We start from the raw sequence: 25,132 nt of genomic DNA, 5'->3' as shown, positions 1-25,132 counted from the left end.
AGGACAGATATGAAAAATATATTTTTAGTATTAAGTGCTTCCGCCTTGTTTTTCACTTCTTGTGAATTGAATGAGGTACCACAGGCGACAGCGACTGAAGAAGATATCTTTGGGACGGAAAGTGGATTGAAGACTTATAGTTATTCATTTTATAATAACATTACTTCTGGCTCCGACGCGTTTAAAGGCGATGCGATGGCCGACTATGGGGCGGTCAATAGCCTGAATGGCTTTTTAGTGGAAGGATCTTATTCCGCAGAAACAAGTTCGGGATGGTCGTGGTCCGCCTTACGTAATATTAATCATTTCATCGAGAAGTGTGATAATCCGAACCTAAGTGAACCCGTAAAAAATAATTACATCGGTTTAGCGAGGTTCTTTAGAGCTTGGTTCTATTATAATATGGTCGTCCGTTTTGGCGATGTTCCTTGGGTTGATAGACCATTATCCGTTGACGATTCAGAAGCGCTATATGGGGAACGCGATTCACGAGTGTTGATTATGGAGAAAATCATGGAGGATCTGGATTTTGCCTATAACAACATCAATGCAGTGACATCTGATGGTACCTTGGTTACCAAATGGACAGCGTTAGGGTTGAAGTCCAGAGTAGCACTATTTGAAGGAACTTTCCGGAAATATCACACAGACCTTAATCTATCCGCAAGTGCGGGGCAGTACCTCGAACTTGCAGCGGCGGCGGCTCAGGAAGTGATGACAAAAGGTCCGCACAGTCTGAACCGAGCACAGGGTCCGGAGCTTTCACAAAGACAGCTGTTTATCAGTGATAATCCTGTGACTAATGAGGTGATGTTGGCTGTCGCATTTAGCAAAGATTTAGCGGTGCTCAATGATGCAAACTGGTGGTGGACTTCGGCGACTTATGGTCCGCGTTATAGTCTGGTTCGTCCTTTCATCAATACCATATTAAATATTGATGGTACGCCTTATACAGATCGTGCCGGCTATATGACGGAGGAGTTTTATGATGAGTGTCAGCAACGGGATTACCGTCTTTCCCAACTGATCCGTACGCCAGGATATGAACGAGGAGGCGTAGCCGCTCCGCCGAATTTCGCAAGCTTCAGTTATACCGGCTACCAACCGATTAAATATACGTTGGACGATCCGTTATACGACAACGGTGGAACGAATACGAATGCGGTTCCGCTTATGCGTTATGCTGAGGTATTGCTAAACTATGCTGAAGCCAAAGCCGAATTGGGTACATTGACAGACGCTGATTGGGCAAATACGGTAGGTGCTTTGCGGGAGAGAAGTGGGGTGACGGGAGGTACGAAAACCTTGCCTACGCAGGTGGATCTCTATCTGAAAAAGACATTCTTTCCTGATATTTCAGACCCTGTGATCTTAGAGGTGAGACGAGAAAGACAGGTCGAGCTCGCTTTGGAGGGATTCCGCTTTAATGATTTGAAGCGTTGGAAACGTGGGGAGCTCATGGCTGAATTAGAGTGGTCGGGTATTTATATCCCTGCTCTGGATCAATTGATTGATTTAGATCGTGATGGTAAAGCAGATGTCGTATTCTACGACGGAAGCCAATCCGGTCCCAGTATTGCTGTTCCAAATGGTGTGGCAAGAGTAGCTATCGGCGGACGTGCGAATAACTTCCAAACCTTGACGTCCACGAAGCATTTAGAGTGGTTCAAAGCGCAGCCGCGTAATTGGTATGCGGATGGAAGGCAATATTATTATCCGATACCTGCCAATGCGATTACGCTAAATGATAATCTCAAACAGAATCCACATTGGTAATATAAGAATAAGGGGGCTAACTATTAGCCCCCTTATTCTTAATAGTTATATTTCTCAATCCCCTAATTGGGAAGCGGATATATGGCGCCGACGATACCGCAATTAACGGGGACGTAATTCCTTCCGAGTTGGATGCAATTCCCTCCACGCTGGTTGCAAGTTCTTCCAGACTGGTTTAGAGCTCTTCTAGTGCCTTCAGCAACAACCGAACCCGCTTACCTACCCCGGAGATCGGTCTATTCCTCTTAACGGATTAGGGATATAAGAACCTTAATCCGTATAAAAGTTTTGAGGTAGTCTTTTGTTTCTTTAAGAATTAAACATAGCTTTGTTTATAGCAGAATCAACCATCATGTAATAAACTTGAATTGAAAAAATATGAAAAGAATCCTGCCAATCTTTTTGGGCTGTCTACTATTTATGTGTATTCCATCGCTCTACGCACAAAACCATGTAAAGCATGTTGTTGTAGTTGGGTTTGATGGCCTCGGCGCTTATGCCGTCCCAAAGGCAAATATGCCTCATTTAAAGAAATTGATGGAGGATGGTGCTTTTAGTCTTAAGGCTCGGACAGTATTACCGTCCTCAAGTGCGGTCAACTGGGCTTCTATGATAATGGGAGCAGGTCCGACCATGCATGGATATACGGAATAGGGGAGCAAAACCCCGGAAATCCCCTCGGCAGTTGTTAATGAAAATGGCATGTTCCCTTCGATATTTAGCGTAATCAAGAAAAATAACGCGGCGGCTAAAGTCGCTGCGGTCTATAGCTGGGAAGGAATTAGTTATCTGTTGGAAAAGCCGATTATGGATATTGATATTGCAATAAAAGGGAATGAAGACGAAACCGTAGCACAAGCAATCAAGGTCATCCAAACTGAAAAACCAGATTTTTTGTTTGTTCACTTTGACCAGCCTGATGGTGCCGGGCATGAATTTGGTCATGACTCTCCGGAATATTACAAAGAACTTGAAAAAGTAGATGCGCGATTGGGAGCTGTTGAGAAGGCCGTCCGGGATGCAGGCATTGAGAAGGAAACATTGTTTATGAGGAGGGGCAACCCTTCTCTTATTTGCTTTCCTTAAACACACGCATATTCGTAGTAAGCACGAACATCAACAACCCAAATAGGGCGAATATGCCGAAGGAATAACGCAGACTGAATAACTCGGCGATATACCCAATCAACGGAGGGCCTATTAGAAAGCCTAAATAACTGACACTGGATACCATTGCCAAGGCTACACCAGAGGAAATGGTTTTATGCTTTCCTGCAACAGAATAGACCGATGGTACATTGCAGGCGACCCCTATCCCCACCAACATAAAAGCCAACGTGCAGATGATAAGATTAGGAAAAGCAACCGCTGTCATCATCCCTGTAAACATCAGCAACCCGCTAACTTGTAAGGTGCGTTGACGGCCTATTTTCCGAATAACGGCATCGCCAATAAATCGACCTATAGCCATCATCACCATAAAGGAGGCATAGCCCAAAGTGATTAAGCTCTCGGGAGCTTTGACAATATCGCTGAAGTACACACCGCTCCAGTCAAACATTGCACCTTCTGTTGCCATACTACAGAATCCGATGACCCCTAAGGAAATTAATAGCCTGTCAGGCTTAAATGAAAACCCCTTTTTCTCCGTTTTGGTTGTGGTGTCTTGAACTAAAAAAGCTCTGTTCAGAAGAATATTACAAATGAGTAGACCTGCTATCAAAAAGAAATGGGTGGAAGTGGATAGCTGCAAATTTAGCGTAAGCAAACCCACTAACGCACCAGTGAAACCGGCTATGCTCCACGCGCCATGGAAAGAAGACATGATGGACTTCTTGTACAGTTCTTCGGCCAATACTCCCTGTGTATTGACGGCGATGTTGCACATATTTCCGATAACGCCAAACATCCAGAGAATCGCACCAAGTTGCCAAGCGTTCTGTGCAAAGGGGATTAAGCATAGCACAGCAAGATAAATCAAGGCCGTAATCGGTAGAATACGATGACTACCATATTTGCTGACTAACTTTCCTGAGATGGGCATAGTCATTAACTGCCCTATAGGCAACATCAAGAGAATTGTTCCTAACTGTGCTTCGGTTAGTTGCAGTGCATTTTTAATAATTGGAATACGACTTGCCCAACTGGCAAAAGCTAAACCTTGCCCGAAATAAAAAAGTGATACTGCTAAGCGTATACGTTGTTTATTCCTATCCTCGGATGTTGCTTGTGCTTCTAATGGATGTTTCATGGTCTCAGGTGATTTGCTTACAAAATTACAGCAAATTTTGGATTTATTCCTTCTTTAGTTGATAGAGAGATAGGATAATATTAAGCCCCAAAAAGCGAATTAAAAAATGTTGATTTTTTTAAATCTGCTCTCTAGATTTGTATGATCCACTTCGTAGAGGAAATGAAAATTCGAGCCTTCTCGGAAACACAGAGAAAAAGCTTAATCAAAAGATCTGAGTTTTTAGTAGGAAACAGACAAAGTTGTAGGTAATCTTATGGATGAAAACGCGTTATTGAAAAACATATCGAAACATATAAATCTAACCCAAGAAGAAATTTCAACTTTCGAGCGTTTTTGGACCGAGAAAACATTAGAAAAGGGAGACTATCTTTTACGTAACGGCGATACCTGCCGTTATGATAGTTATGTGATATCAGGAGCATTGAAAGCGTTTTATATCAATGCTGAAAATGGAAATGAGGAAATTCTGTTTTTTGCTGTTGACGATTGGTGGGCTTCTGATTTAGACAGTTTTTCCAAGCAGAAGCCATCTATATACAATATACAAGCCATAGAGAAAACAATCGTTTTGCAAATCAGCCATTATTCCTTTCAGCAATTACTTATTGAACTGCCCTGTTTGGAGCGATACTTCCGAATCATATTGGAAAGTTATCTGGGTGCATTGCAAAAGAGAATTATCTATAATAACGTGTACGACGCAGAAAGCAGGTACTATGAATTTTTGGAGACCTATCCAAACATAGTCTCCAAAGTACCCCAATATTTGATTGCATCCTATTTGGGTGTGTCGGCGGAGTTTATAAGCCGTATCAAGAAAAAAAATAAACCATCTTGACCTACATCAATTTTTCCTAAATCAATTACTGTCAATTTTGCTTCATCAAATGTAAGAAGAAATTGAAACAACACCCTATTTTTCAGCGTGCCAATATATGGCATAGAGAATTAATTAACAGGACGTTACCCCTGTGTTTTGCGTTAGTGTCACGGTAGACTATACATAATCGGCACTTTGCTTTCGCTATGTGCCGTCTCGGGAAAAACGTTCGCACAGACGAATACATCTAAAACTTTAAATAAAGAAGAATGAAAATTTCACAGATTAAGATTACGCCCGACGCTTACGAACCGTTCCGTCTGGCACAGGGTCATCGTGTAGGCGATTTATTATTTATTTCAGGACAGACTGCCATCGGCGATGAGGGGAAGCTGATAGGTATAGGCGACTTTGATGTCCAAGCACAGAGGACTTTTGAAAACTTGGACAAGGTATTGAAAGCCGGAGGCTCAAGTTTGAAGAATGTCGTTAAGGTCACCATCATGCTCCGCGATATGGGGAATTTCGAGAAGATTGTCGAATTGAGAGGTAAATACTTTACTGTCCCTTATCCGGCAGATACTATTTTTGAAGTATCCTCCTTGTTTTCACCGGATGCATTGATTGAGATTGAAGCGATTGCTGTGGCTGATACGGCCGCAGATTGGGAAAAGTAATACGAAAATAAAACCAGTCACAGTAAGGAGTGGATAAGTAGTATCTACTCCTTGTTTATTCTGGACATTTATATACAACGAAGTATAAATAACCATACATTATCAAATGATAATAATTGCGTATTTTAGTATTTTCTGATATACTAAGTTTGACATGAGAATAAACTTCACATTTCATAATTATCATTTTTCAATCTGGACGGAAAAGCATTCCCAGGACTATACTAATTTTTAGACATCTTCCTTATGATACAAAAACATTCAGGTAACTTTGATCTGCTCAGATATTTAAGGTCTCAAAAAAATGATGGCCATATAGCGTCTTATTATCTGGCATCAAAAACGTGTCTTGAAGACTTGAAAATCACCCATCCATTTAAAAACTACTTTTATACTATAGGTTTGTATTATGGTGAGGGAGCGCGCATCAGGATAGGCACTACCGATTATGATTTAACACGAGGAAGCCTGTTGACGATTGGCCCCGGAATGACCTGTCAATGGCTCAATACCAGTTTTCCCTCAAATGACACGTTATTTTTTTATGCTGATATTTTTGTAAATAATTTCAGCAGGTCATTTTTCTATTCCCTCGAATTTTTTTGCCCCGATGAAAAGAGTGTGATGCAACTCACCGACAGGCAATTTGAGGAAATGCAACAGCTTTTCAGCACACTTCGGGCAATAGCTGATAAGCCCGAAGCAGTATCGGGAATACTATATTCGATCCTGATCATTTCACAGAAATATTTCTGGAACCTGTACCGGGGCAATAAAAAGGAACTCAACGGTAAAGAACATACCGTTGTAAAGTTTAGAGAATTAGTTTCAAAGAATTTCTCGCAGTATAAAGATGTTGCTTTTTATGCAGAACAGTTGCATATATCACCAAAATACCTGAGCGAAATATTAGTTGAATACACCGGGCTTTCGGCGAAAAAATGGATTGAGTTTCATATTATGCAGGAAGCAAAGTACCTGTTGAGCTTTTGGAATATGTCTGTTAAGGAGGTATCGTTTCAGCTTGGCTATACAGACTCTTCTCATTTTTCCCGTGCATTCAGAAGCTACGAAGGTCAGCTCCCCACTGAGTTCAAAAATACAATTGAAATTCCTGCATAATCGCGGGTTCTACATCAAAAACAGAAAAAACTACATTTTTAGCCGTCATACTTACAGTATTGACGGCTAGGCTCCTTCGTATCTTCGTATGGTATTACATAAAACGTACAATGAAGTTTAGATAAGATGTTCTATCGGGAAGGTAAATGCTATCACAAATGACTGTTTCCCAGCATATCAGTATTTCTTTCGTTACGAAAAGACAAGACAAATCACCAACGGAAGAAAATATCCTGAATAGGTTGTCACGTTTTCTGCACTTCATGTGTCCATATTTTAAACAGTGGTTGGCTGTAATAATTATCCGACCACAGCCTAACAAAAAGAAATTTGAAGGGAACGATGAAAGAAACAACGAAAATAAAATACTTGCTGGCCTGCTTGTTTTTCAGCATGTGGCACTCGCATAGCCGGGCGCAAGTTCCTGTAGAAATCACTGCAGGGCATTCGAGTTGCTATTATCAGTATATGTTTTCCGGCAAAATCATTGCGGAAAAGCCGTTTGGATTTTTTAACACGTCTTCTATTTTGCTTCCTTACGACAAAAAGCGGGGGATTGAAGTGATGAGCCAGTCGTATCTTACTTACGAAATAAGTAAACGCTGGGCAACCGGTTTGGGTTCTATCTATGCACCGGGAAATCGGTTTGTGCCTTCGGCTTTTGTTTGGTATTTCAATAAAAAAAATGACTTATCGTATCTCATTTTTACGAGAATGGATGTTTGGTCTAACCCCAGTCTTGAGCTGTTCGGTTCTGTGGAATATCAAGGTAGCAAAAATCAGGATTTCAATCTTTATGCGCGTTTGCAGCTTCAATATATTACTTCAATGCATTGGAACGGGCACTTAAAGAGTGTTCAATATGCAAGATTAGGAGTGGACAATAAAGGTGTACAATATGGTTTGGGTGTAAACTTTGACCAATACGGGCCAAATGCGGAACACTACAGCAACTTTGGACTTTTTGTGCGAAGAGTATTCTAACAGAACTTTTAATATACAATTAAATATGAATATAGATAACATCAAAACAGAAATACCTCACAACAAAAGGAAGAGCGTAACGGTACTTGGATTGGGTAATATGGGAGCCGCGATAGCCCATACATTTATCAATCAAGGTTATGATACGGTTGTATGGAATCGCAGTGCTGAAAAATGTAAACCATTGATCCAAGCAGGTGCTACAGCTGCAGAAACTCTTGATGGAGCAGTTGCTGCCAGCAAGACGATTGTGATTTGCCTGTTAAACAATACTGCGGTAGATGAAGTGCTCAGACAGCTAACTGGTGCGGTTGCTGGAAAAGTATTCATCAATTTAACGAGCGGTACTCCTGCTCAGGCTCGTGTTTTTGCGGAGTGGGCAGAAAGACGTAACGCTTCCTATATCGACGGAAAAATCTTGGCCGATCCAACCGATGTCGGGACACCAAAGGCTCAGTTTATGTTTAGCGGGCAATCAAGTGCTTTTGTCTCCCAAAAACACGTCTTGAAAAAATTGGGTACTATTACCTACTATGGCGAAGAGCCTGGTGCAGCAGCGGCAGAATTTATGGCTCAGGTAGCAATGGGGTATGAGCTTCTCATCGGTTTTCTGCATACGCTCCGATTAGTTCAGGCTGAAGGTATCGATATTGAAGCGTTTGCTCATCGGATTGCTGCCACGCTGGGAGGCTATTCTTCCTTGCTGGTTGGGCTTTCCACAGCGATAAAGAGTGGCAAATACAGCCCGGATTTAGGCCCCTTGTATGTTCAGGCCGCCTTGTTTGATGACTTAATTGGGCACCGTGAATCGCAAGATGTTGAAACGGTTCGGATGCGGGAAGTCAAAAGCTTGATGGACCGCCGGATAGAAGACGGGCATGGTGATCAGGGGTTTTCAAGTCTATTCGAACTATTGGGGAAACAATAGCAATTACCTGCATTACATTCTATAATTCGTAAAAAAAATAATTTAAAACAGGATAAAAAATCATGAAACAGAAAATTTTTAGTACACACAATGATTATACAGGTTTAATTATTCGCCTGACAATAGGCATCGTTATGTTTCCTCACGGAGCGCGGGCTATGCTGGGCTGGTTTGGTGGCTTTGGGTTTACCCAAACTTTGGAGGGCTTGCAACAGATGGGACACCCGTGGCTGGTGGGGCTATTAGTTATTTTAATAGAGTTCTTTGCACCCATTTTTATAATAATAGGCTTTGCCTCCCGTTTTTGGGCAATCGCAATGGGAGGTCTTTTTACTGGGATAATTTTATTGGGAGGGCATCTACAGTATGGCTTTTTTATGAACTGGTTTGGCGATAAGGAAGGTGAAGGATTCGAATATCATTTGCTGATGCTCGGCTTATGTCTGGCACTGTTCATTCAGGGAAGTGGAAAATATTCACTGGACAATTTGATATCCAAAAAACTCACAGCTTAAATTTAAACAACGATGATCCCGATTCATGAACTTTTGTGGTTTGCTTTGGCTGCCTTCCTGATGGTTATCAGCCCGGGGCCGAATATGATTTATCTTATTTCAAGAAGCATTACGCAGGGTAAAACAGCCGGGCTTGTTTCACTAGTTGGCGTTATCTGTGGTTTTTTATTTCATATCGTCCTGGCGGGATTTGGATTGACGGCTATATTACTGGCTGTTCCGTTTGCTTACGGAATACTGAAAATTTCGGGCGCTATTTACTTGTTGTATTTGGCGTATCAGGCCATTAAACCCAATGGCAAAACATTTTTTGAAGTGAATGAGCATATTGCCAAAGACAAGCCTCGAAAACTGTTCCTGATGGGCTTTTTAACCAATCTGTTGAATCCTAAAATGGCTGTATTTTACCTGTCTTTTTTTCCTCAATTTATCAAACCGGAATATGGCTCTATATTAGGTCAGAGTATGGCATTGGGTATTACACAGATTTTTATCAGCTTCACCATCAATTTTATTATTGTAATGACCGCTGCAAAAATGGCTTCTTTCCTTACAAGAAATCCACTTTGGGTAAGGGCGCAAAAATGGTTTATGGCCAGTGTACTGACTTTTTTAGCTATAAAAATGGTGCTTTCAAAAGCTAAATAATGACAAACAAAATAAATATGGAAAACAGAATAGACATACAGCAGCTTGAGCCGGATGCATTCAAGGCAATGTTCGCTCTGGAAAATTACCTGCACAATTCAGGACTTTCTAAAACGCATTTCTATCTGATTAAAATTCGTGCTTCGCAAATCAACGGTTGTGCTTTTTGTATCAACATGCACACTTCGGATGCATTAAAGCAGGGTGAAACCGCACAGCGAATTTTCCTGCTCAACGCCTGGAAAGAAACCGGATTATTTTCCAAGGAAGAGAAAACAATTTTAGCCATAACCGAGGAAGTAACCTTAATCAGCCAAAACGGGTTAAGCGATGAAACGTACAGACAGGCCGAACAACTTTTTGATGGAAATCAAATTGCACAGATCATAATGGCGGTTGTTACGATAAATGCATGGAACAGGATTGTAATCAGCACCAAGAAAACGGTAGTATAAAAAGAATAATGAACTAAAAATGATACTCAATTATGCAAACAATTCCTAAACCATTCAAAATCCTGGTATCTGTCCTTGTAGTTTCCAATATCGTGTTGATGATTTGTATTGTCTACCTACATTTAAATAACAGGCCAAACTTTAATGCAGAAAGAATAAATATCAATGATGCTTCGGGAAAAAATCGTGTCGTTATTGCAAACACAGAACATATTCCCGAGCCCATTATTGATGGAAAAACGTATAAAAGAGCTTACGCCCCAGCAGGTCTTATATTCTATGACAAGAACGGCGACGAAAGAGGCGGTCTTGCTATTACCGATAATGAGCAGACTAACTTAAATGCCCTATCATTCGATTACCAGAATGCAGATGCCATTGGAATTCTCGCACAGGATAATAAAAGCGACAATTATTTCAGGGCTGGGCTGGTGATAAATGACAAAGACCTGTCGGGGAAACCCGGACATAATATCAACCGTATCAACCTGCTTACAGAAAACGGAAACGCTTCTTTAGTCATGAAAGATCACAACGAAGTACCAAGAATCATCCTGAAAGTGGATAGTCTGGGCAATCCCTCTATTGAAATGTTGGACGAAAACGGAAACCTAAAATGGCAGCAATAAATAAAAGACTTATGAAACAAACATTAAAAACCATCATCCTTATCATGCCTATCCTTATGGCAATGAAAACTTTTGGTCAACATAAAAATCAATTCAAAATGGAACAGAATAACAGAGAAGAACGTACTGTTACGGAACATGTCGCCGTCATCGATAAAATCAGCATTCCCAAAAAAGCTATCGCGGAGTATTCCCAAAAATCGCTTTTCATCAGAAATACACTTCGGCAGCAGCCCGGCTTTGTAAAATATGAAATCTTTCAACAGACAGGCGATAGTGGAGACCTTCGGGTCATTACGGTTGCCACTTGGGCAGACCGACAGCGGATGGACGATGCCAGAGTAGTCATACGGGAGGCAATGCAAAAAGCAGGGATTAAAATGCCCGCCTTTTTAGAACAACATGGTATTACGATGGAAAGGGGTATCTATCAGATGGTCGAGGAGTGAGTCTTATAGATTTATACCAGACTTGATAATTAACTTCAAGAAAGTATAAAACAGTGATGTCTTAATGTCTATAAGAGAACTTGACCGGATTCCGCAAGAAACGGATTTCAATAGATGCATGGTATCGTTAATTTTAAAAGAAACAGCAAAGCTGAGTAATGAAATCATAAAAGGTATTCTAACATGCACATTAAAAGTTATCCTTCCATTCTGTACTTCGGCACTCCGGTAGTACTTATCAGTACCAAAAACCCTAATGGTACAGATAATCTTGCACCGATATCTTCGATTTTCTGGTTGGGGTGGCGTTGTATCATTGGTCTTGGGGCTTCCTCCCAAACTGCCAAAAACCTTTTGGTAACCAAAGAGATCGTATTAAACCTGCCTTCGGTAAACGAGGCAAAGGCAGTGAACCTACTGGCCAGAACCACGGGTTCTAATCCAGTGCCCCAATCTAAAATGTTAAAGGGGTATCGTTTCGAAGAAAATAAATTTGAAATAGCAGGATTGACGGGAACCCCTTCCGAAACCATCAATGCCTGCCGGGTGAACGAATGCCCTGTACAAATGGAAGCGGTTGTCATGGCCATTCATAAATTGGCAGAGGATGAACCATTAGAGCAGGGCAAGATCATCACATTTGAACTAAAGATAAACAGGGTATATCTCGATCAATCAATTATTATGGATAATTATACAAACCGGGTTGATCCCGATAAGTGGAAACCTCTCATTATGAGTTTCCAGGAGTTTTATACACTTGGCGATAAAGCACATGAATCGACGCTCGCAGAAATTCCTGAAATTTTATACAATACCAACGATAGAAAATCAGCACAGGAGGAAGTTTAGTGAAAACAAAAATAATGACTAAGAAATGATAACAAAGGACGAAATTTTAAATCTCGAGAACACACTTTACGGAGCCATCCAAAATAGGGATACGGAAGTGCTCGACAACCTATTGCATACTGATCTGCTTTTTATAATTCCCAGCGGTCAGACGATAACCAAAGAAATGGATTTGCAAACGTATCGTGAGGGAAACTTAAAAGTAAACGAAATCACTCCCAAAGTAGAAGAACTGCATATCATAGCGGATCTGGCAGTTATTACTTTGCAGATGGAGTTAAAAGGGAATTATAATAACGAGCCTTTTGAAGCTAAATATAAATATATCCGTTTTTGGAAAAAGTTTCCCGAAGGCATAAAAGTAGTTGGCGGAAGCGGAATGGCTATTTAATCAAAAGCCTGTATAAGACACAGGAAATCGGCAAAACAGTAAAGATTAACAAAACAGGACGATACGATTATGCTTCTATTTGCATTGTATATAAATAAGATGAAAGAAAAGTTCCTCATAACCTTGATAATTACCTCAATCAGCTGGCAGTTTTGTACAGCCCAAATTAATTCCATCAATGAATACAACCGTATTGAATTAAATGGTGTCAGGCACAGCGTATTTATTAAAGGGGAAAATGCCCTGAACCCTGTTTTGCTCATATTGCACGGTGGCCCTGGGTTTTCTGATTTTTATTTTTGGCAAACACACAATAAGGAACTGGAACAGCGCTTCACGGTGGTTACCTACGACCAAAGGGGAACGGGTTTATCCTACAACGATACCCTGCCTCCCGGAAGCATCACTATTGAACAGCTGGAAGATGATGCGCTAAGTTTAATACATATTCTTAAAGAGCGTTTTAAGAAAGAGAAAATATATTTGGTTGGTTATTCTTTCGGTTCTATTATGGGCATGCATCTGATTCAAAAGTATCCATCGCTATTTCAGGCTTATATTGGCGTGGGACAGGTTACCAGTATGTATTTGAATGAAAAGGTTTCGCTCGATTATTCAATTCAACAGGCCAGGTTAAAAAAAGACAGCGTAGCAATGGCTCAATTGCAAAAACTCCGTAAGCATTACCCGTCCCGCTCAAAAAATGAAATATCATACCTGTATTTATCAAGAAAATGGCTCCGGCACTTTCATGGTGATTTTTGTGAAGGTACCAATGTTGGCCAGCTCTATAAAAATATGGATTCCTTTGCCAGGCAATATTACAAAGATAGCCTGATAGCTAAGGGACAAGCCTTCACAATGAATGCCATGTGGGATGAAGTAATGCAGGTAGATTTATTTAAAACGGTTCGGGAAGTAAAAGTCCCCGTTTACTTTATCGCAGGGCGGTGTGACTATAATACCCCCTCCACACTTGCTTATAAATTTTTCAGGAAACTAAAAGCGCCTCAAAAACAATTCATCTGGTTTGAAAACTCAGGGCATTATGCAGCTTTTGTAGAACCGGAAAAATTTAATAGGATTATGGTGCAGGAAGTTCTGGCCGATAAAGGAACATAAAGCCTGAAATTTGCTAATATCAAAAATAGAATAAAAAGATGGAGAAACATTATAATAAGCTCTTGACCTATGCCTACAATATTGTGGGATCTTATGAGGATGCCAAGGATTTAGTACAAGATGTATTGGAGAAATATATCACACTTGATAAATCGAATATTCGACACGAATCAAATTTTTTGATTAAAAGCACGATCAATCACGCCATCAATTTTAAAACTCGTCATAATAAAAAAGAAATCTTTGGCGAATGGTTACCCGAGCCGGTATCATTTGAAAATGCCGATACTAAAATCATCAAAGACGAGACCGTAAGTTACACCATGTTGGTACTGCTTGAACATCTTAATCCAAAAGAAAGGGCCGCTTTTATCCTAAAGGAGGGGTTTGATTATTCGCATTCAGAAATCGCAGAACTCCTTGAGATAAGTCCCGAAAACTCGCGCCAACTACTAAGCAGAGCTAACAAGCAATTAAAGGGAGGTAAATTTTTTCCGCAAAAGTTAAATATTGGTATTCATATAGAAACATTAGGGAAATATCAAGCGGCATTAGCTCAAGCTAATATTAAAGAGTTGGAACATTTATTGGTCAGCGACATAAAACTGAATGCCGATGGGGGGAGCCAGGTACAGGTGGTGAAAGGCAAAGAGGTGGGACGGACAGCTACCGCCACATTACTGGTCTATGTACAACAACAATTTCTGGCTGATAAAGAAGTTACTTTTCAATTCTTTAATCATCAACCTGCAGTTTGTTTCTGGGAAGATGACAAATTGCATAATTGCCATATTCTGCAATTAAATGATGAAGGGGCGATTCAGGAGATTTATTCCATCGTTGATCCCGAAAAACTAAAAAACATTCGTAAGCTGTCACATATTTAATGTTGAAAGTGTCTTCCATAAAAAGAATAAATGAAGACACTATTGAGAATTGACAGCAGCTTTCGCCTAAACAATTCCTATTCCCGAATAGCCGGTGATACCTTTGTGAAGGAATGGAAAATTCTAAATCCTATCGGAATAATCAAAAACCGAGAAATAGGTTTCTTTCACGTCCCGCATCTCGACCAAGCATTATATAACGAATTCTATCAGGCTCAAAACCCCTCAGATGGATTAAGGCTTTCTGATGAGCTGATAGCAGAACTCATTGACTGTGATGAAATCCTTATTACGGTTCCTATGTACAATTTTGGTATCCCTTCATCGCTGAAAGCTTATTTTGACTTGGTGGTACGAACAGGTAAGACCTTTTTATACCAGGATCAACCTATCGGCTTGCTGCAAAATAAAAAAGCATACATTCTGTCATCGATGGGCGATTTTAAATCAGACTCACCGAATCTCGTGGAAATGCATCTGCAGAAAATACTAAATTTTATGGGCGTTACGGATATTTCCTATTATTCGTTAGATGGTACAGCAGATAAGAATTATGTAAATCAACAATTAAGAAATCAAAAAAAATCGATTAGAAACATTTTAAATCAGTAACCATGGAAAAAGTAAAAGCAGCCATTGAGGCATTTGTAAAAGCAGGCGACAACCGGGATATAGTAGCTCTGGAGAAGATCTTACATGCTAACTTTCAAAACATACAAGATGGGTTCTTTGGAGAGAAAGGTATCTTCATATTTTCTAAATCTGGTTATATCGATCTTATCCGCACCGAAAAATTTGGAGGGAGTCCTAGAAATATTGTTTATAGTTCTATCGAACAAACTAATCATATTGCTACTGCACAACTAAAACTGGAAAGCCAGTATTTAATCTTTCATTCATTGCTAATTTGTGTGGAAGAACATGGTGTGTGGAAAATAATAAATAATACCCCCGTGATAAATATGAAATGACTTTGGGACAAATCTGTAAAAAAAGATTTCCCATGTTTGTGCTGTATCAAATGTTAAAAGATTATGAAAGTAATGAATTCCTAAGTTGTCCTGATCATGATTATTTCATCACAATCCAAACCAATAGTTGATTTTCATCATAAACGTGTTGGTTGATGCTAAATTCCACATCCGGTCGATATTGTTGCCCCAGCCTGGGCGATAAATTTGGTCGCTGTTGCCACGGTTGTGTTCCCAGACAAGGTAGAACGTCGATCCAGGGAGATATTCCCAACGTGCTACTAAGTTTGAGCGGAACTCGTTGAAGCTAAAATCCGGATTTTTGAATAAAGGAGCCCCTTCTCCGGTTCCTATGTAGTAATCTCCATCTTCACGTTGGAATTTGGTGACTTCGATGGGCGTAAAACGTTCCCGGTGTGTCCGAGATTCAGTCTGATTCGCGATTTTGAAATCGTTGTACCGTCCGATGGAAGTAAAGGGCGAGCCGTAATATTGGATAGAAATATCCGGAGTGAGGTTTGCTTGCAAGTTCAAGGTTAATCCATAGGTCTGCTGTTTCATGTTGCCCATGACATAAATCGGTGATGTCAGCGCATCGTTTGGAGAAGTTGTTGTCTGTACATATTGCAACTCATCTTTATTCCAGGCGTAGTTTAGCTGTCCGGTGAGCCGGAGATGATTGCCAATACGGAAAATCATTCCCGGGTGTATGCTGTTGTATGCCGTTTCTTCATCAAAATAATGCAGGCCTTTATAATCCAACTTGAATACTACCCTTTTCGCACGATCCGTACTGAGTATTACATCCGACTTTAGATTTGCATTGTAGCGTATATCAGGTCCCCCGCGCAAACGGCGGCTGTCGATGCTATTCCAGATAAAGGTTTCCTTAACGTCCATTTCAAAACGATGTTTGGTGCTTAAGCTTCGCCACCGGATAGCTACATCGTTGTTGATTGCCTTTCCACCAAAGTTCCATACATTTTTTTGTGTGAGGTTAATCCCGGCGAAGCGAAACGGACCCCATGGATCGGTTTTGCGAAAAGCAATCTCCGATTCGTTCAGCATATAATCTGATTCCCGTATAAAACCCACATCGTTGAGGTCAAACCCAGGCGATGACCAACTGAACAACTGCGAATAATTCCATTGCGCATTGCCCCGTTTTCCTGCCTTTAGATAGCCTCCAGTTCCTTGCATACTGGTGCTGCTGGGATTTATTTGTAGGTAGTCGGCTCCCGATTCTCGATGAAAATAATGGGTTGCATTTCTCTTAATGAGCTGAATAGCTTCAGTTGAGCCGTGCAAAGTGCTGAACATCCCTTTCGCATCAATATAGTAAAGACGATTATTGAAATACTGCGTAAAATCTATGCCTGTTGTGAAAGCGTTTTCAATCATACGTTCCCTAAGGTGCTCATGCTGAAGGTTGCGGTTCACCGACGTGACCATACCGCCCAGAAGTGTATTTCCTTCCCAGTTTTTCTGCACACGGGCTACGGTGTAATTGGTTAGCGGTTCGGTAACTTCACGGCCTTCCTGCCCGTTTCGCATCACTTTAGAAGAAGTCTGTGCCGTGACGCTTTCCATGAACCCGACAGTCACACCTTTGCGGTTGGTTCCAGTCAATTTTAATGCGCCAATGATTGGGATAAAGTTTGGTGTGCTCGCATAATTCTGTAAGTTGTCGATACCCTGTGGTTTGTAGGTAGGCATTGCGCCGACTCTACGCGAATAGAACATCATGCCCCCTTCATTATGGTCGAATTCTAATACGTGTCGTCCCTCTAAGAAGAAAGGTCTTTTCTCTTCGTAGAAAACCTCGTAAGCTGAAAGGTTCATGACGGAAGGGTCAAGCTCCACCTGCCCGTAGTCAGGATTGATAGTGAGGTCGAGTGTAAAATCGTTAAGGGCAATTTTAGCGTCTAGGCCAGCGTTACTGTTCCACTTGCTTCCCGTTTGGTAGGGGCTGTTCGGGATATGCGGGTCGCGAATGTGTTTCACCATGGTATAAGGTAGAAATTCTATGCCACGAGGCTTGGGAAGATCGGTCATGCCGTGCATCTCGCCGAAAGAGAACACGTGTCCATTATTCTTGATAGGGATGATACTCCAGTTTTGCACCTCGTTGTTGCGGCGGATGATACGGCGAACATGTAGCCCCCACACGCCATCATCGTTCTTTTGGTTGTATCGCAACTGACTAAAAGGAATGCGGATTTCGGCCGTCCAACTGGAATCTTGCATATTGATATGTGTGCGTCCTTCCCATACAGCATTCCAACTGAGGTTGACCGATAACTTATCCGTCACGGTTAGATCAGTCTTGTTTCCGCCTAAGTTGATATTGAACTCCGGAGCCACACGATAATCGTGGTAGGTGTCGAAAGCAATACTCACCAAATCGCCATTGCTGTTGTCGTCACGATTTCCAATAAATGCATTCATGGTTTCGGGATGTGCATCTTTGCAGTACACGCCCACATAGATGTTTTCTTGATCGTAGAAAATTTTGACTCGTGTCCAAGAGTCTGTATGAACCCGTTCAAAAGGGATAACCTGTGAGAATTTCTCTGACCATGTACCTAAATTTTGCCAAAGATCTTCGTCCAATTTACCATCTATACGCGGATGCTCTCCTTGCAGCTTACTGATGTTGTATACACGCTTGTAGGCATCTTCAAAGGTGACAACCTCTGTCCTGTCTTGTGCGAATGCTATTGTGCCCACAAACAACATGCAGAGCAAGTGAGCGGTTTTTATGAAGCTTTTCAATGTTGTTAAAAAAATATATAGGTTTAGCTAAACTAAATGAAGGTTTAAGTTAGTGATTTTTTTTAAATATAAAAATAAGCTGTGTTACCGATGAAGTCGATAAGAAGGGTCGAAATACCACCAGAAATATGCTTAGTTTTGTGCTTTTAAAACAATAAAAGATGAGTTTCTTAGAAATAGCCCAAGAGCGGTATGCAACGAAAAAATATAATCCGAATGAAAAAATTGCGGGAGAGGTTATCGAAGAACTGAAAGCTATCCTTCGCCTTAGCCCTTCTTCTATTAATAGCCAGCCATGGAAATTTACGATTGTTGGCAACGATGAAGTGAAAAGTAAACTGGCGAAGGTGTCTTACCACAACGAAGAGAAAATCAATCAGGCCAGCCATATTGTCGTGTTCCATGTGATAAATGATGTAACAAAATTTGAGAATGAAAACCTGTCTCAGCTACCCGAGGGAGCAGTGAACTACTATAAGCAACATCTGCAGTCTTTGGGTGAGGAGGCTATACAGACCTGGATGCAGCATCAGGTTTATTTGGCATTAGGTTTCTTCCTGTCAGCCTGCGGAAGTATGAGAATTGACTCCACACCGATGGAAGGGATCAAGCCAGATGAATATAATAATATTCTGCCTTATGAAGGATATACGGCACTATTTGCCGTAGCGATAGGACGCAGGGATGCGGAAGATTTCAATCAGCCATCGTTGAAACCCAAATCTCGCCGTTCGCAAGAAGAGATTACGATTAGTCTTTAACAAAAGATAACGTTTCCGATGAAACTTTTGGTGTTGTGCACTGTTCTTTTTATAGAAACAAAACATAATATATCATGAGCGCAATAAAACACTTAAAAGATTTAATTGAAATCAACAACGATCGAACTTTAGGTTTTAATAAGGCATTAGAGGAACTGGAGCCGATAAATGGAGACCTCAACGTTATTTTTACAGAAGCTGCTGCTGAAAGTCAACGCTTTGCCTCGGCATTAGCCGTTTTTGTAGAACAGTATGGCGAAGAAGTAAAGGAGAGTGATGAGAGTATAGCAGGAGCTCTTCATCGGGTATGGATTGATGTAAAAGCTTTATTTGGGGGCAAGGATAGAAAGAGTATCTTAGAAGAAGCTGAACGCGGTGAGGACGCCATCAAAGGGGCTTATAAGAAAGTATTGGATAGTGGAGAGTTGACTGGAGCAGCATTAGATACTGTGCTCGACCAATCTGTACAGATCAAAGTATCGCATGATAAAATTAAAGCTTTGCGCGATAGCGCATAGTAACTTATTCCTCTTTTGGAGGGAGAGCACTAACTTAAATAAAAAGGGCAATACACATTAGTATTGCCCTTTTTCTCTAATTACGCTCCGGTCGTAGAGTTATTTTGGAATAATTTCTCAACCGATACGAGTGTTTGTATATTTGCTCGGAGTCAAAACCAATTATTCACAAAGAAAGTCTTATTGATCATTCCATATCGCTTAATTCCAATTCCAGCGCTTTGTTGCTAAGTTGAATTTCTATAAACGAAATAACCAAAGAAATAGCGAAAAATAAAAGGCTTAAGGCAAAGGAAACTTCGGCAAAAAGCGGTTTTTCTAGATAAATGGCATACATGCACACGATACATGATATAAAGCTCAGCACACCCATGCCCTGCGTATGGCGTAACAGTTTTAGCCGATAGCGTAGGTTGCTGATTTGTCCATGTAATACGCCTTTTTTGTCGTGGTCGAGGTATTTAGCATGTAGGCTTCGCACCAATGCTGCCAATGCCAAAAAACGATTTGTGTAGGCAAGCATAATTAAACTGATGGCAGGGAAAAGTAGGGCTGCTGTGCTATATGTTATCATGAGTTGAATATTGTATGTTGTTGATATAAGCAATCTGCCAAAGATATTAAGAGCCATACTAAAATCAATGATATTTCTTAAGCTTAATGTTATCTTTACAAGAGATATTATTAAAAGAGTATGCAACTCAGCTTTTGGAAAAGACATTATCGGTTCAATATACTTCTTCACGTTCTCGCCTGGGCGGTATTCCTGTCTTTGCCGTTGCTCTTTATGGGCAATCGGAATATAGCGACAACCGACGTGTTACAACGTTGGGAATTTTGGTTTTTTGGATTCTGTTTTGTCGTTCCTTATTACCTGAACAGCTACTTATTTACGCCATATATTATTCGTACAAGAAATTATGTCCTTTACATTATCTCTTTGCTGTGCATCATTTTTGCATGTGCTTTTTGGTTGCGTCCGTTTGATCGTTTGATGCAAATGGGTGGTGTTGAGAAAAGAGGACAGCCCATGTTTTCGGGGAAACGGATTCCACCACCACCTCTTGTCTACGAGCAGGGTTCACCTTTTCCGGAAGCTCTGAAAGGGCGTCAACCCGGGCCTCCGCCCGATAGGGGACGTATAGACCTGGCTTCCGTATATATTTTGGTGATGGTCATTGTCTTAGGATTGCTGGTGAGGATAATACAATACTGGATGCAGTCGCAACAGCGTATACAGGAGGTACAGCATGAATGGACGAAAACCGAGCTGGCTTTTCTCAAAGCGCAGGTTCACCCACATTTTTTGTTTAATACGCTGAACAATATTTATTCATTGGCATTGGTAGGCGAGCCTTCGACCGCGACCAGCATTTATAAACTGTCGCAGTTGATGCGGTATTATATGGACGAAAGAAATGAAGAGAAAGTCAGCCTGAAAGAAGAGGTACAAGCCATACAGGATTTTATTGCCTTGCAGAAGCTACGGATTGGGCCGAATTGTACGCTTCGCGAACGCTATGAAGGCGTAGACACAGATAAGCAGATACATGCTTTTATTCTTTTGCCCTTTATAGAAAATGCGTTTAAATATGGACTGCGAGCCTCCGGGGCGTGTTACCTCGACTTTGCTATACAGATAGCGGAGGATTACTGCCTGATGGAAGTTAAGAATTCCATCTCTCCGGAACTACCGGAACAGACGGGGTCAGGGATAGGGCTGAAGAATGTCAGAAAATTATTGGAGCATCTTTATCCTAACAGCTTCCAGCTGGACATCAGGCAGGACAAGGAAGCGTTTTTTGTTAAACTAATGTTGTATATTTAAAGCATGCTGTCCTGTATCGCTGTAGATGATGAACCCCTGGCCTTGCGTGTCTTAGTTGCTTTTGCCGAAAAGCATCCATCACTGCACTTGCTTCATACTTTCACAGATTCGTTAGAGGCTAAATCTTTTATGGAGCAGGAAAAGGTAGATTTGCTTTTTCTGGATATTGACATGCTTGAGATCAATGGTATAGACTTCGCCCGGAACCTTTCGCCGAGGCCTTTACTTGTATTTACCACAGCACACAAGGGGTATGCTGTCGAAGGCTTTGATCTGGACTCGGTGGATTATCTACTCAAGCCCTTTGATTATCAGCGTTTCGAAAGGGCGGTTGATAAAGCCTTGGCAAGGCATTCGCCGCAAGAGTACAGGCCTTTTCTCATGGTATATGAGGAATACCAGTTGGTAAAAGTGTTTCTGGATGAAATCGAATGCCTCGAAAGCATGCAGGATTATGTAAAGATTCATTTGCTCAACGGCCGGATGATATTGACACTGTCCACATTGAAAGCGCTGCATGAGCGGCTACCACAACAGATGTTTTTGCGAATACACCGGAGCTATATTGTCCCTAAACAGCACATCCTTTCTTTTTCTCAGAAAAGAATTCAGCTTCCCCGCTTCCTACTTAGTGTAGGGGACAGCTATTATAAAGATATAGCCCGGTTTTTGAAGGACTCATCGACACAATAAGCCTCTTTATCGGTACTTAACATTATTTTACATCTTCACCCTGTAATTTTCCTTCATTATTTAAAAAAAGAAGGGATTATCATGGAACGAAAGCAATTTATCAGAACATTATCTTTTTTGGCATTTTCAGGCCCTATGGCATTAATATCCTGCAAAAAGGATGATATTGATCTGACAAGCGAAATAGGAACGGACACTACGATTGATAGTACGTGCACGGTAACACCGAGTGAAACCGAAGGGCCGTTCCCGACCAAAAGCCCGGCATCTTATGTTCGATCAGATATACGTAAAGGCGATGGTCTCGGTGTGGAGATGGCGGCATTGATTACCATTGCCAGTGTAAAGAATAGCTGCAGCCCGCTTGCCGGAGCATTGGTCGATATATGGCATTGCGATGTGGATGGAAATTATTCCCAATATGGCGGAACACAGATGCAACCAGCGAACTGCCAGTCTGTCAATTGGTTTCGTGGTCGTCAGACAACGGATAGCAACGGACTGGTTACATTTAATACGATATTTCCGGGCTGGTACCAAAGCCGGGCAACGCATATCCATGTCCACATCTACGATGCTACGGGTAAATCACTTTTGGTCACGCAGATTGCTTTTCAAGACAGCCTGTCGATTGATGTGAATACCAATGGGTCTAAATATGGGTATACGAAAGGTACATCGGGTTATACTTATAACAGTAGGGACAATGTATTCGGTGATGGGGTAGAAAAGCAAATGTCTACGGTGACGGGAAGCATGGCAGAAGGTCTTGAAATGAAAGTAACTCTTCGGGTCAACACATAAAATAGCAAGGAGATGGAAGATATAAGAATATATATAGCCGAGCAACGTGGAGAGACAGATGTTGCAGACGGTTGGGTCAAAAGTATCTTAAATTATGGAACGTATGCTGCTCCCTCCCGCAGTCCGGTTGGGAAGTTACAGCACGCCAACGAATGGACAGGACACGCTGGTCAGGTTTTTAGCCTGCCAGTTCCGGGGCGAAGTATTTCGGTGTTCTTCCCGCTCGACGGAACGCTAATCATCCAAACGGAGGAACAGGAGCAGGTTGTCCCTATAGGTACGATGATCGTTTTATCAACGGATACGCCAACAAATATCAGGGTACGTAAAATGGATACAGATGAGCGCTGGTTTATCTTTCAGCAGTTTACCTTCTCCGTAACAGAGCTTTGCTATCAGGGGATTCGTATATATGATTTGCCAATTGCCAATACGCCAATAAAAAATTGCCTGTTGCCCGTTTTGGAGGAAGAAAATCCTACGTTTCAAATATATATGGGGGCGTTTGTGGGAAAAGAGGAATACATATTGGATACCGATACGGCTTTCAATTATACGTTTGCCATGGCACTGGATGGAAATTTTGAAGTAGAGCAACGTCTCTTATTTCAGGGGGATGCTTTATCCTTGCCTAATTTTCGCAAGATCGGGGCCGAATGTCTTTCAGCGACAGGACTACTATTGGTTTTACATTTTTAATATTTTACGTAGAAACGTCTTTAAAATCTTATAACATGAAAACAAAAATATATTTCTCATTTTTTATACTGCTGCTTGCTTCTGCAGGCTCTTGCACTAAAGATGATGGTTTCGATACGTCGGAAGAAGGCAGCACAGTTCCAACGGGAACCGCGGTAAGCATAACTGGATCGGTGACTTTTGGGACAAAGGAAGGTTCTCAGGAAACAGGTGCGAATGAAGACGATCTGTTAACAAACTCTGCGTTTAGCTCTATTGTCAAGATAGCTTTTAACGGTAATACAGCAACGGTAGAAAACACAGTCAACGGTGTTACGATCACCAAATCTGCAGCTGATGTGGTTATTGAATCTTCCGTGTCGGAAGTGGCGTATGAGCTGAGCGGGAGCACGACAGATGGTTCGGTAAAAATTTATAGCGACAAGAAGTTTAAGCTGACGCTCAATGGCGTTTCGATTACCAATACGGACGGCCCCGCAATCAATATACAATCGGGCAAACGTGCTTTCGTTGTGTTGGCAGAAGGAACGACGAATAAACTGGTAGATGGTTCAACTTACGTTTCTTCTACAGAAGATCAGAAAGGGACTTTTTTCAGCGAAGGACAGCTGTTGTTCTCCGGATCGGGCACATTGGAGGTTACCGGAAATTATAAGCACGGCATCGTCAGCGACGATTATATCCGTGTGAGCGAAGGAAATATTCAGGTTGTCAAGGCGGCTTCTGACGGGTTGCACAGCAATGATGGTATTTTTATCGATAGTGGCACATTGGATATTACGGCAAGTAGCGATGGTATCGAAGCAGAAGAAGGACAGATTTTTATAAATGACGGGAATATCCGTATCAATGTAGCCGATGATGGTCTCGTCGCATCCTATGAAAACGATGATAGTATCGATCCTTATATTGTTATCAACGGAGGGACGATCAACATAACAACAACAGGCGAAGGCGGTGAAGGGATAGAGAGCAAAAGAACCTTGACCATCAATGGTGGAGATATTTATATCAAAGCTGTGGACGATGCTATTAATGCAGGAAAAGCGATTTATATCAACGGGGGGAATGTTGTCGCTTATAGTACGACCAACGATGGTATTGACTCCAACGGGATATTGACCGTGACGGGAGGGCGAATATTCGCTATTGGTGCAAAAAGCCCAGAAGCAGGATTTGATTGTGATAATAACACCTTTAAAATAACAGGCGGTCTATTGGTTGGTGTGGGGGGATCGACGAGCACACCAACTGCCAATGCGTCGTCGCAAGCTGCTGCTATCCTTGGTAGTGGAAATGCGGGAACGATATACAGCATATTGGATAGTGACAACGGAGAAGTGATTACCTTTAAATCGCCGGTAAGCTTTACTACTTTGCTGTTATCGAGCAATAAATTTAGTTCAGGAAAAACATACAAATTTGTCTCGGTATCCAATATATCTGATGCTTCGGAATTCAATGGGATATACTTAGGAGGAAGTTTTAGTGATCCGACATTGTCATCCAGCTTTACATTGACTTCGATGGTAACCCGAATTGGTGGCAGCACAGGGCCGGGAAGGTGATATTTT

The 25,132-nt window shown here is 41.4% G+C and carries 29 protein-coding genes; 26 read left to right on the top strand and 3 right to left on the bottom strand.

The annotated features are described in order from the left end of the window. Positions 1-9: 9 nt before the first annotated feature. The 3 genes from BM375_RS07210 (at position 10) to BM375_RS07200 (ending at position 2,862) form a co-directional block, all read left to right on the top strand. Positions 10-1,776 carry a RagB/SusD family nutrient uptake outer membrane protein gene (locus tag BM375_RS07210; RefSeq protein WP_093364802.1) on the top strand — a complete coding sequence of 589 codons (1,767 nt, stop codon included), beginning with the start codon at positions 10-12 and terminating at the stop codon, positions 1,774-1,776. Between the two features lie 378 nt (positions 1,777-2,154). Further along, positions 2,155-2,430: an alkaline phosphatase family protein gene (locus tag BM375_RS07205; protein WP_093364801.1), complete on the top strand. Its 276-nt coding sequence runs from the start codon at positions 2,155-2,157 to the stop codon at positions 2,428-2,430. A gap of 48 nt (positions 2,431-2,478) precedes the next feature. Continuing rightward, positions 2,479-2,862, top strand: a complete 384-nt coding sequence (locus tag BM375_RS07200; RefSeq protein WP_093364800.1) for an alkaline phosphatase family protein — start codon at positions 2,479-2,481, stop codon at positions 2,860-2,862. Here the strand turns inward: BM375_RS07200 and BM375_RS07195 are convergent. Further along, positions 2,846-4,027 carry an MFS transporter gene (locus tag BM375_RS07195; protein ID WP_093364799.1) on the bottom strand — a complete coding sequence of 394 codons (1,182 nt, stop codon included), beginning with the start codon at positions 4,025-4,027 and terminating at the stop codon, positions 2,846-2,848. The genes BM375_RS07200 and BM375_RS07195 overlap by 17 nt on opposite strands. A gap of 256 nt (positions 4,028-4,283) precedes the next feature. On the opposite strand from BM375_RS07195, the gene BM375_RS07190 reads away from it, so the two are divergent. From BM375_RS07190 to BM375_RS07110, 16 genes are all read left to right on the top strand, one after another. Continuing rightward, entirely contained in the window at positions 4,284-4,868 is a 585-nt protein-coding gene (locus BM375_RS07190) for a Crp/Fnr family transcriptional regulator (RefSeq protein ID WP_093364798.1), read from the top strand. A 251-nt stretch (positions 4,869-5,119) separates the two neighbouring features. Then, positions 5,120-5,527, top strand: a complete 408-nt coding sequence (locus BM375_RS07185) for a RidA family protein (protein WP_093364797.1) — start codon at positions 5,120-5,122, stop codon at positions 5,525-5,527. Between the two features lie 246 nt (positions 5,528-5,773). Continuing rightward, positions 5,774-6,649, top strand: coding sequence for a helix-turn-helix domain-containing protein (locus BM375_RS07180; protein ID WP_093364796.1), 876 nt, complete (start codon positions 5,774-5,776; stop codon positions 6,647-6,649). Between the two features lie 342 nt (positions 6,650-6,991). Beyond that, complete coding sequence (locus BM375_RS07170; RefSeq protein WP_139227521.1) at positions 6,992-7,633, top strand: hypothetical protein; 642 nt, start codon at positions 6,992-6,994, stop codon at positions 7,631-7,633. Next, complete coding sequence (locus tag BM375_RS07165; RefSeq protein ID WP_212611640.1) at positions 7,584-8,561, top strand: NAD(P)-dependent oxidoreductase; 978 nt, start codon at positions 7,584-7,586, stop codon at positions 8,559-8,561. The genes BM375_RS07170 and BM375_RS07165 overlap by 50 nt, the downstream gene beginning before the upstream one ends. 62 nt (positions 8,562-8,623) lie before the next feature. Next, complete coding sequence (locus BM375_RS07160; protein WP_093364790.1) at positions 8,624-9,076, top strand: DoxX family protein; 453 nt, start codon at positions 8,624-8,626, stop codon at positions 9,074-9,076. Between the two features lie 12 nt (positions 9,077-9,088). Further along, entirely contained in the window at positions 9,089-9,724 is a 636-nt protein-coding gene (locus BM375_RS07155) for a LysE family translocator (RefSeq protein WP_093364789.1), read from the top strand. A 17-nt stretch (positions 9,725-9,741) separates the two neighbouring features. Continuing rightward, the gene (locus BM375_RS07150; RefSeq protein WP_093365011.1) at positions 9,742-10,179 is read left to right on the top strand and encodes a carboxymuconolactone decarboxylase family protein; all 438 of its coding nucleotides are present in this window, start codon (positions 9,742-9,744) and stop codon (positions 10,177-10,179) included. A gap of 32 nt (positions 10,180-10,211) precedes the next feature. Then, positions 10,212-10,808 carry a hypothetical protein gene (locus BM375_RS07145; RefSeq protein WP_093364787.1) on the top strand — a complete coding sequence of 199 codons (597 nt, stop codon included), beginning with the start codon at positions 10,212-10,214 and terminating at the stop codon, positions 10,806-10,808. Between the two features lie 11 nt (positions 10,809-10,819). After that, complete coding sequence (locus BM375_RS07140) at positions 10,820-11,257, top strand: antibiotic biosynthesis monooxygenase (protein WP_139227519.1); 438 nt, start codon at positions 10,820-10,822, stop codon at positions 11,255-11,257. A 183-nt stretch (positions 11,258-11,440) separates the two neighbouring features. Continuing rightward, positions 11,441-12,109 carry a flavin reductase family protein gene (locus BM375_RS07135; protein ID WP_093364784.1) on the top strand — a complete coding sequence of 223 codons (669 nt, stop codon included), beginning with the start codon at positions 11,441-11,443 and terminating at the stop codon, positions 12,107-12,109. 25 nt (positions 12,110-12,134) lie between these two features. Next, complete coding sequence (locus BM375_RS07130; RefSeq protein ID WP_093364783.1) at positions 12,135-12,500, top strand: nuclear transport factor 2 family protein; 366 nt, start codon at positions 12,135-12,137, stop codon at positions 12,498-12,500. Positions 12,501-12,599: 99 nt separating this feature from the next. Continuing rightward, entirely contained in the window at positions 12,600-13,622 is a 1,023-nt protein-coding gene (locus BM375_RS07125; RefSeq protein ID WP_170852610.1) for an alpha/beta fold hydrolase, read from the top strand. Positions 13,623-13,660: 38 nt separating this feature from the next. Continuing rightward, positions 13,661-14,509, top strand: a complete 849-nt coding sequence (locus BM375_RS07120) for a sigma-70 family RNA polymerase sigma factor (RefSeq protein WP_093364780.1) — start codon at positions 13,661-13,663, stop codon at positions 14,507-14,509. 30 nt (positions 14,510-14,539) lie between these two features. Beyond that, a complete protein-coding gene (locus BM375_RS07115; RefSeq protein WP_093364779.1) occupies positions 14,540-15,121 on the top strand; it encodes an FMN-dependent NADH-azoreductase in 582 nt (193 codons plus the stop codon). Positions 15,122-15,123: 2 nt separating this feature from the next. Beyond that, entirely contained in the window at positions 15,124-15,480 is a 357-nt protein-coding gene (locus BM375_RS07110) for a nuclear transport factor 2 family protein (RefSeq protein WP_093364778.1), read from the top strand. Positions 15,481-15,588: 108 nt separating this feature from the next. On the opposite strand, the gene BM375_RS07105 is transcribed toward BM375_RS07110, so the two are convergent. Next, on the bottom strand, positions 15,589-18,255 hold the full coding sequence (locus BM375_RS07105; protein WP_212611639.1) for a DUF5916 domain-containing protein: 2,667 nt from the start codon (positions 18,253-18,255) through the stop codon (positions 15,589-15,591). A gap of 161 nt (positions 18,256-18,416) precedes the next feature. On the opposite strand from BM375_RS07105, the gene BM375_RS07100 reads away from it, so the two are divergent. Beyond that, positions 18,417-19,016 carry a nitroreductase family protein gene (locus BM375_RS07100; RefSeq protein WP_093364775.1) on the top strand — a complete coding sequence of 200 codons (600 nt, stop codon included), beginning with the start codon at positions 18,417-18,419 and terminating at the stop codon, positions 19,014-19,016. 74 nt (positions 19,017-19,090) lie between these two features. Further along, the gene (locus tag BM375_RS07095; protein ID WP_093364773.1) at positions 19,091-19,534 is read left to right on the top strand and encodes a PA2169 family four-helix-bundle protein; all 444 of its coding nucleotides are present in this window, start codon (positions 19,091-19,093) and stop codon (positions 19,532-19,534) included. 187 nt (positions 19,535-19,721) lie between these two features. On the opposite strand, the gene BM375_RS07090 is transcribed toward BM375_RS07095, so the two are convergent. Beyond that, complete coding sequence (locus BM375_RS07090; protein WP_093365009.1) at positions 19,722-20,108, bottom strand: DUF2721 domain-containing protein; 387 nt, start codon at positions 20,106-20,108, stop codon at positions 19,722-19,724. Between the two features lie 120 nt (positions 20,109-20,228). On the opposite strand from BM375_RS07090, the gene BM375_RS07085 reads away from it, so the two are divergent. From BM375_RS07085 to BM375_RS07065, 5 genes are all read left to right on the top strand, one after another. Continuing rightward, complete coding sequence (locus BM375_RS07085) at positions 20,229-21,362, top strand: sensor histidine kinase (RefSeq protein ID WP_093364772.1); 1,134 nt, start codon at positions 20,229-20,231, stop codon at positions 21,360-21,362. A gap of 3 nt (positions 21,363-21,365) precedes the next feature. After that, positions 21,366-22,055: a LytR/AlgR family response regulator transcription factor gene (locus BM375_RS07080; RefSeq protein WP_093364771.1), complete on the top strand. Its 690-nt coding sequence runs from the start codon at positions 21,366-21,368 to the stop codon at positions 22,053-22,055. 81 nt (positions 22,056-22,136) lie between these two features. After that, positions 22,137-22,859, top strand: a complete 723-nt coding sequence (locus BM375_RS07075; RefSeq protein WP_093364769.1) for a dioxygenase family protein — start codon at positions 22,137-22,139, stop codon at positions 22,857-22,859. A 12-nt stretch (positions 22,860-22,871) separates the two neighbouring features. Next, the gene (locus BM375_RS07070) at positions 22,872-23,558 is read left to right on the top strand and encodes a hypothetical protein (protein ID WP_093364768.1); all 687 of its coding nucleotides are present in this window, start codon (positions 22,872-22,874) and stop codon (positions 23,556-23,558) included. Positions 23,559-23,593: 35 nt separating this feature from the next. Then, positions 23,594-25,126, top strand: coding sequence for a carbohydrate-binding domain-containing protein (locus BM375_RS07065; protein WP_170852609.1), 1,533 nt, complete (start codon positions 23,594-23,596; stop codon positions 25,124-25,126). Positions 25,127-25,132 lie beyond the last annotated feature (6 nt).

It is taken from the genome of Sphingobacterium wenxiniae, assembly GCF_900116225.1.
In the GTDB taxonomy this organism is placed as follows: domain Bacteria; phylum Bacteroidota; class Bacteroidia; order Sphingobacteriales; family Sphingobacteriaceae; genus Sphingobacterium; species Sphingobacterium wenxiniae.
The sequence above is the reverse complement of the archived record's forward strand: the minus strand, read 5'-3'. Positions and strand labels throughout refer to the sequence as shown.

Excerpts from the sequence above, each read along its gene's own strand:
- BM375_RS07150 (WP_093365011.1), top strand. The coding sequence starts at position 9,742 with ATGGAAAACAGAATAGACATACAGCAGCTTGAGCCGGATGCATTCAAG.
- BM375_RS07155 (WP_093364789.1), top strand. The coding sequence starts at position 9,089 with ATGATCCCGATTCATGAACTTTTGTGGTTTGCTTTGGCTGCCTTCCTG.
- BM375_RS07195 (WP_093364799.1), bottom strand. The coding sequence starts at position 4,027 with ATGAAACATCCATTAGAAGCACAAGCAACATCCGAGGATAGGAATAAA.
- BM375_RS07135 (WP_093364784.1), top strand. The coding sequence starts at position 11,441 with ATGCACATTAAAAGTTATCCTTCCATTCTGTACTTCGGCACTCCGGTA.
- BM375_RS07100 (WP_093364775.1), top strand. The coding sequence starts at position 18,417 with ATGAGTTTCTTAGAAATAGCCCAAGAGCGGTATGCAACGAAAAAATAT.
- BM375_RS07090 (WP_093365009.1), bottom strand. The coding sequence starts at position 20,108 with ATGATAACATATAGCACAGCAGCCCTACTTTTCCCTGCCATCAGTTTA.
- BM375_RS07095 (WP_093364773.1), top strand. The coding sequence starts at position 19,091 with ATGAGCGCAATAAAACACTTAAAAGATTTAATTGAAATCAACAACGAT.
- BM375_RS07205 (WP_093364801.1), top strand. The coding sequence starts at position 2,155 with ATGAAAAGAATCCTGCCAATCTTTTTGGGCTGTCTACTATTTATGTGT.
- BM375_RS07160 (WP_093364790.1), top strand. The coding sequence starts at position 8,624 with ATGAAACAGAAAATTTTTAGTACACACAATGATTATACAGGTTTAATT.
- BM375_RS07075 (WP_093364769.1), top strand. The coding sequence starts at position 22,137 with ATGGAACGAAAGCAATTTATCAGAACATTATCTTTTTTGGCATTTTCA.
- BM375_RS07070 (WP_093364768.1), top strand. The coding sequence starts at position 22,872 with ATGGAAGATATAAGAATATATATAGCCGAGCAACGTGGAGAGACAGAT.
- BM375_RS07200 (WP_093364800.1), top strand. The coding sequence starts at position 2,479 with ATGTTCCCTTCGATATTTAGCGTAATCAAGAAAAATAACGCGGCGGCT.
- BM375_RS07210 (WP_093364802.1), top strand. The coding sequence starts at position 10 with ATGAAAAATATATTTTTAGTATTAAGTGCTTCCGCCTTGTTTTTCACT.
- BM375_RS07170 (WP_139227521.1), top strand. The coding sequence starts at position 6,992 with ATGAAAGAAACAACGAAAATAAAATACTTGCTGGCCTGCTTGTTTTTC.
- BM375_RS07145 (WP_093364787.1), top strand. The coding sequence starts at position 10,212 with ATGCAAACAATTCCTAAACCATTCAAAATCCTGGTATCTGTCCTTGTA.
- BM375_RS07185 (WP_093364797.1), top strand. The coding sequence starts at position 5,120 with ATGAAAATTTCACAGATTAAGATTACGCCCGACGCTTACGAACCGTTC.
- BM375_RS07180 (WP_093364796.1), top strand. The coding sequence starts at position 5,774 with ATGATACAAAAACATTCAGGTAACTTTGATCTGCTCAGATATTTAAGG.
- BM375_RS07065 (WP_170852609.1), top strand. The coding sequence starts at position 23,594 with ATGAAAACAAAAATATATTTCTCATTTTTTATACTGCTGCTTGCTTCT.
- BM375_RS07080 (WP_093364771.1), top strand. The coding sequence starts at position 21,366 with ATGCTGTCCTGTATCGCTGTAGATGATGAACCCCTGGCCTTGCGTGTC.
- BM375_RS07120 (WP_093364780.1), top strand. The coding sequence starts at position 13,661 with ATGGAGAAACATTATAATAAGCTCTTGACCTATGCCTACAATATTGTG.
- BM375_RS07130 (WP_093364783.1), top strand. The coding sequence starts at position 12,135 with ATGATAACAAAGGACGAAATTTTAAATCTCGAGAACACACTTTACGGA.
- BM375_RS07085 (WP_093364772.1), top strand. The coding sequence starts at position 20,229 with ATGCAACTCAGCTTTTGGAAAAGACATTATCGGTTCAATATACTTCTT.
- BM375_RS07165 (WP_212611640.1), top strand. The coding sequence starts at position 7,584 with ATGCGGAACACTACAGCAACTTTGGACTTTTTGTGCGAAGAGTATTCT.
- BM375_RS07115 (WP_093364779.1), top strand. The coding sequence starts at position 14,540 with ATGAAGACACTATTGAGAATTGACAGCAGCTTTCGCCTAAACAATTCC.
- BM375_RS07190 (WP_093364798.1), top strand. The coding sequence starts at position 4,284 with ATGGATGAAAACGCGTTATTGAAAAACATATCGAAACATATAAATCTA.
- BM375_RS07140 (WP_139227519.1), top strand. The coding sequence starts at position 10,820 with ATGAAACAAACATTAAAAACCATCATCCTTATCATGCCTATCCTTATG.
- BM375_RS07125 (WP_170852610.1), top strand. The coding sequence starts at position 12,600 with ATGAAAGAAAAGTTCCTCATAACCTTGATAATTACCTCAATCAGCTGG.
- BM375_RS07110 (WP_093364778.1), top strand. The coding sequence starts at position 15,124 with ATGGAAAAAGTAAAAGCAGCCATTGAGGCATTTGTAAAAGCAGGCGAC.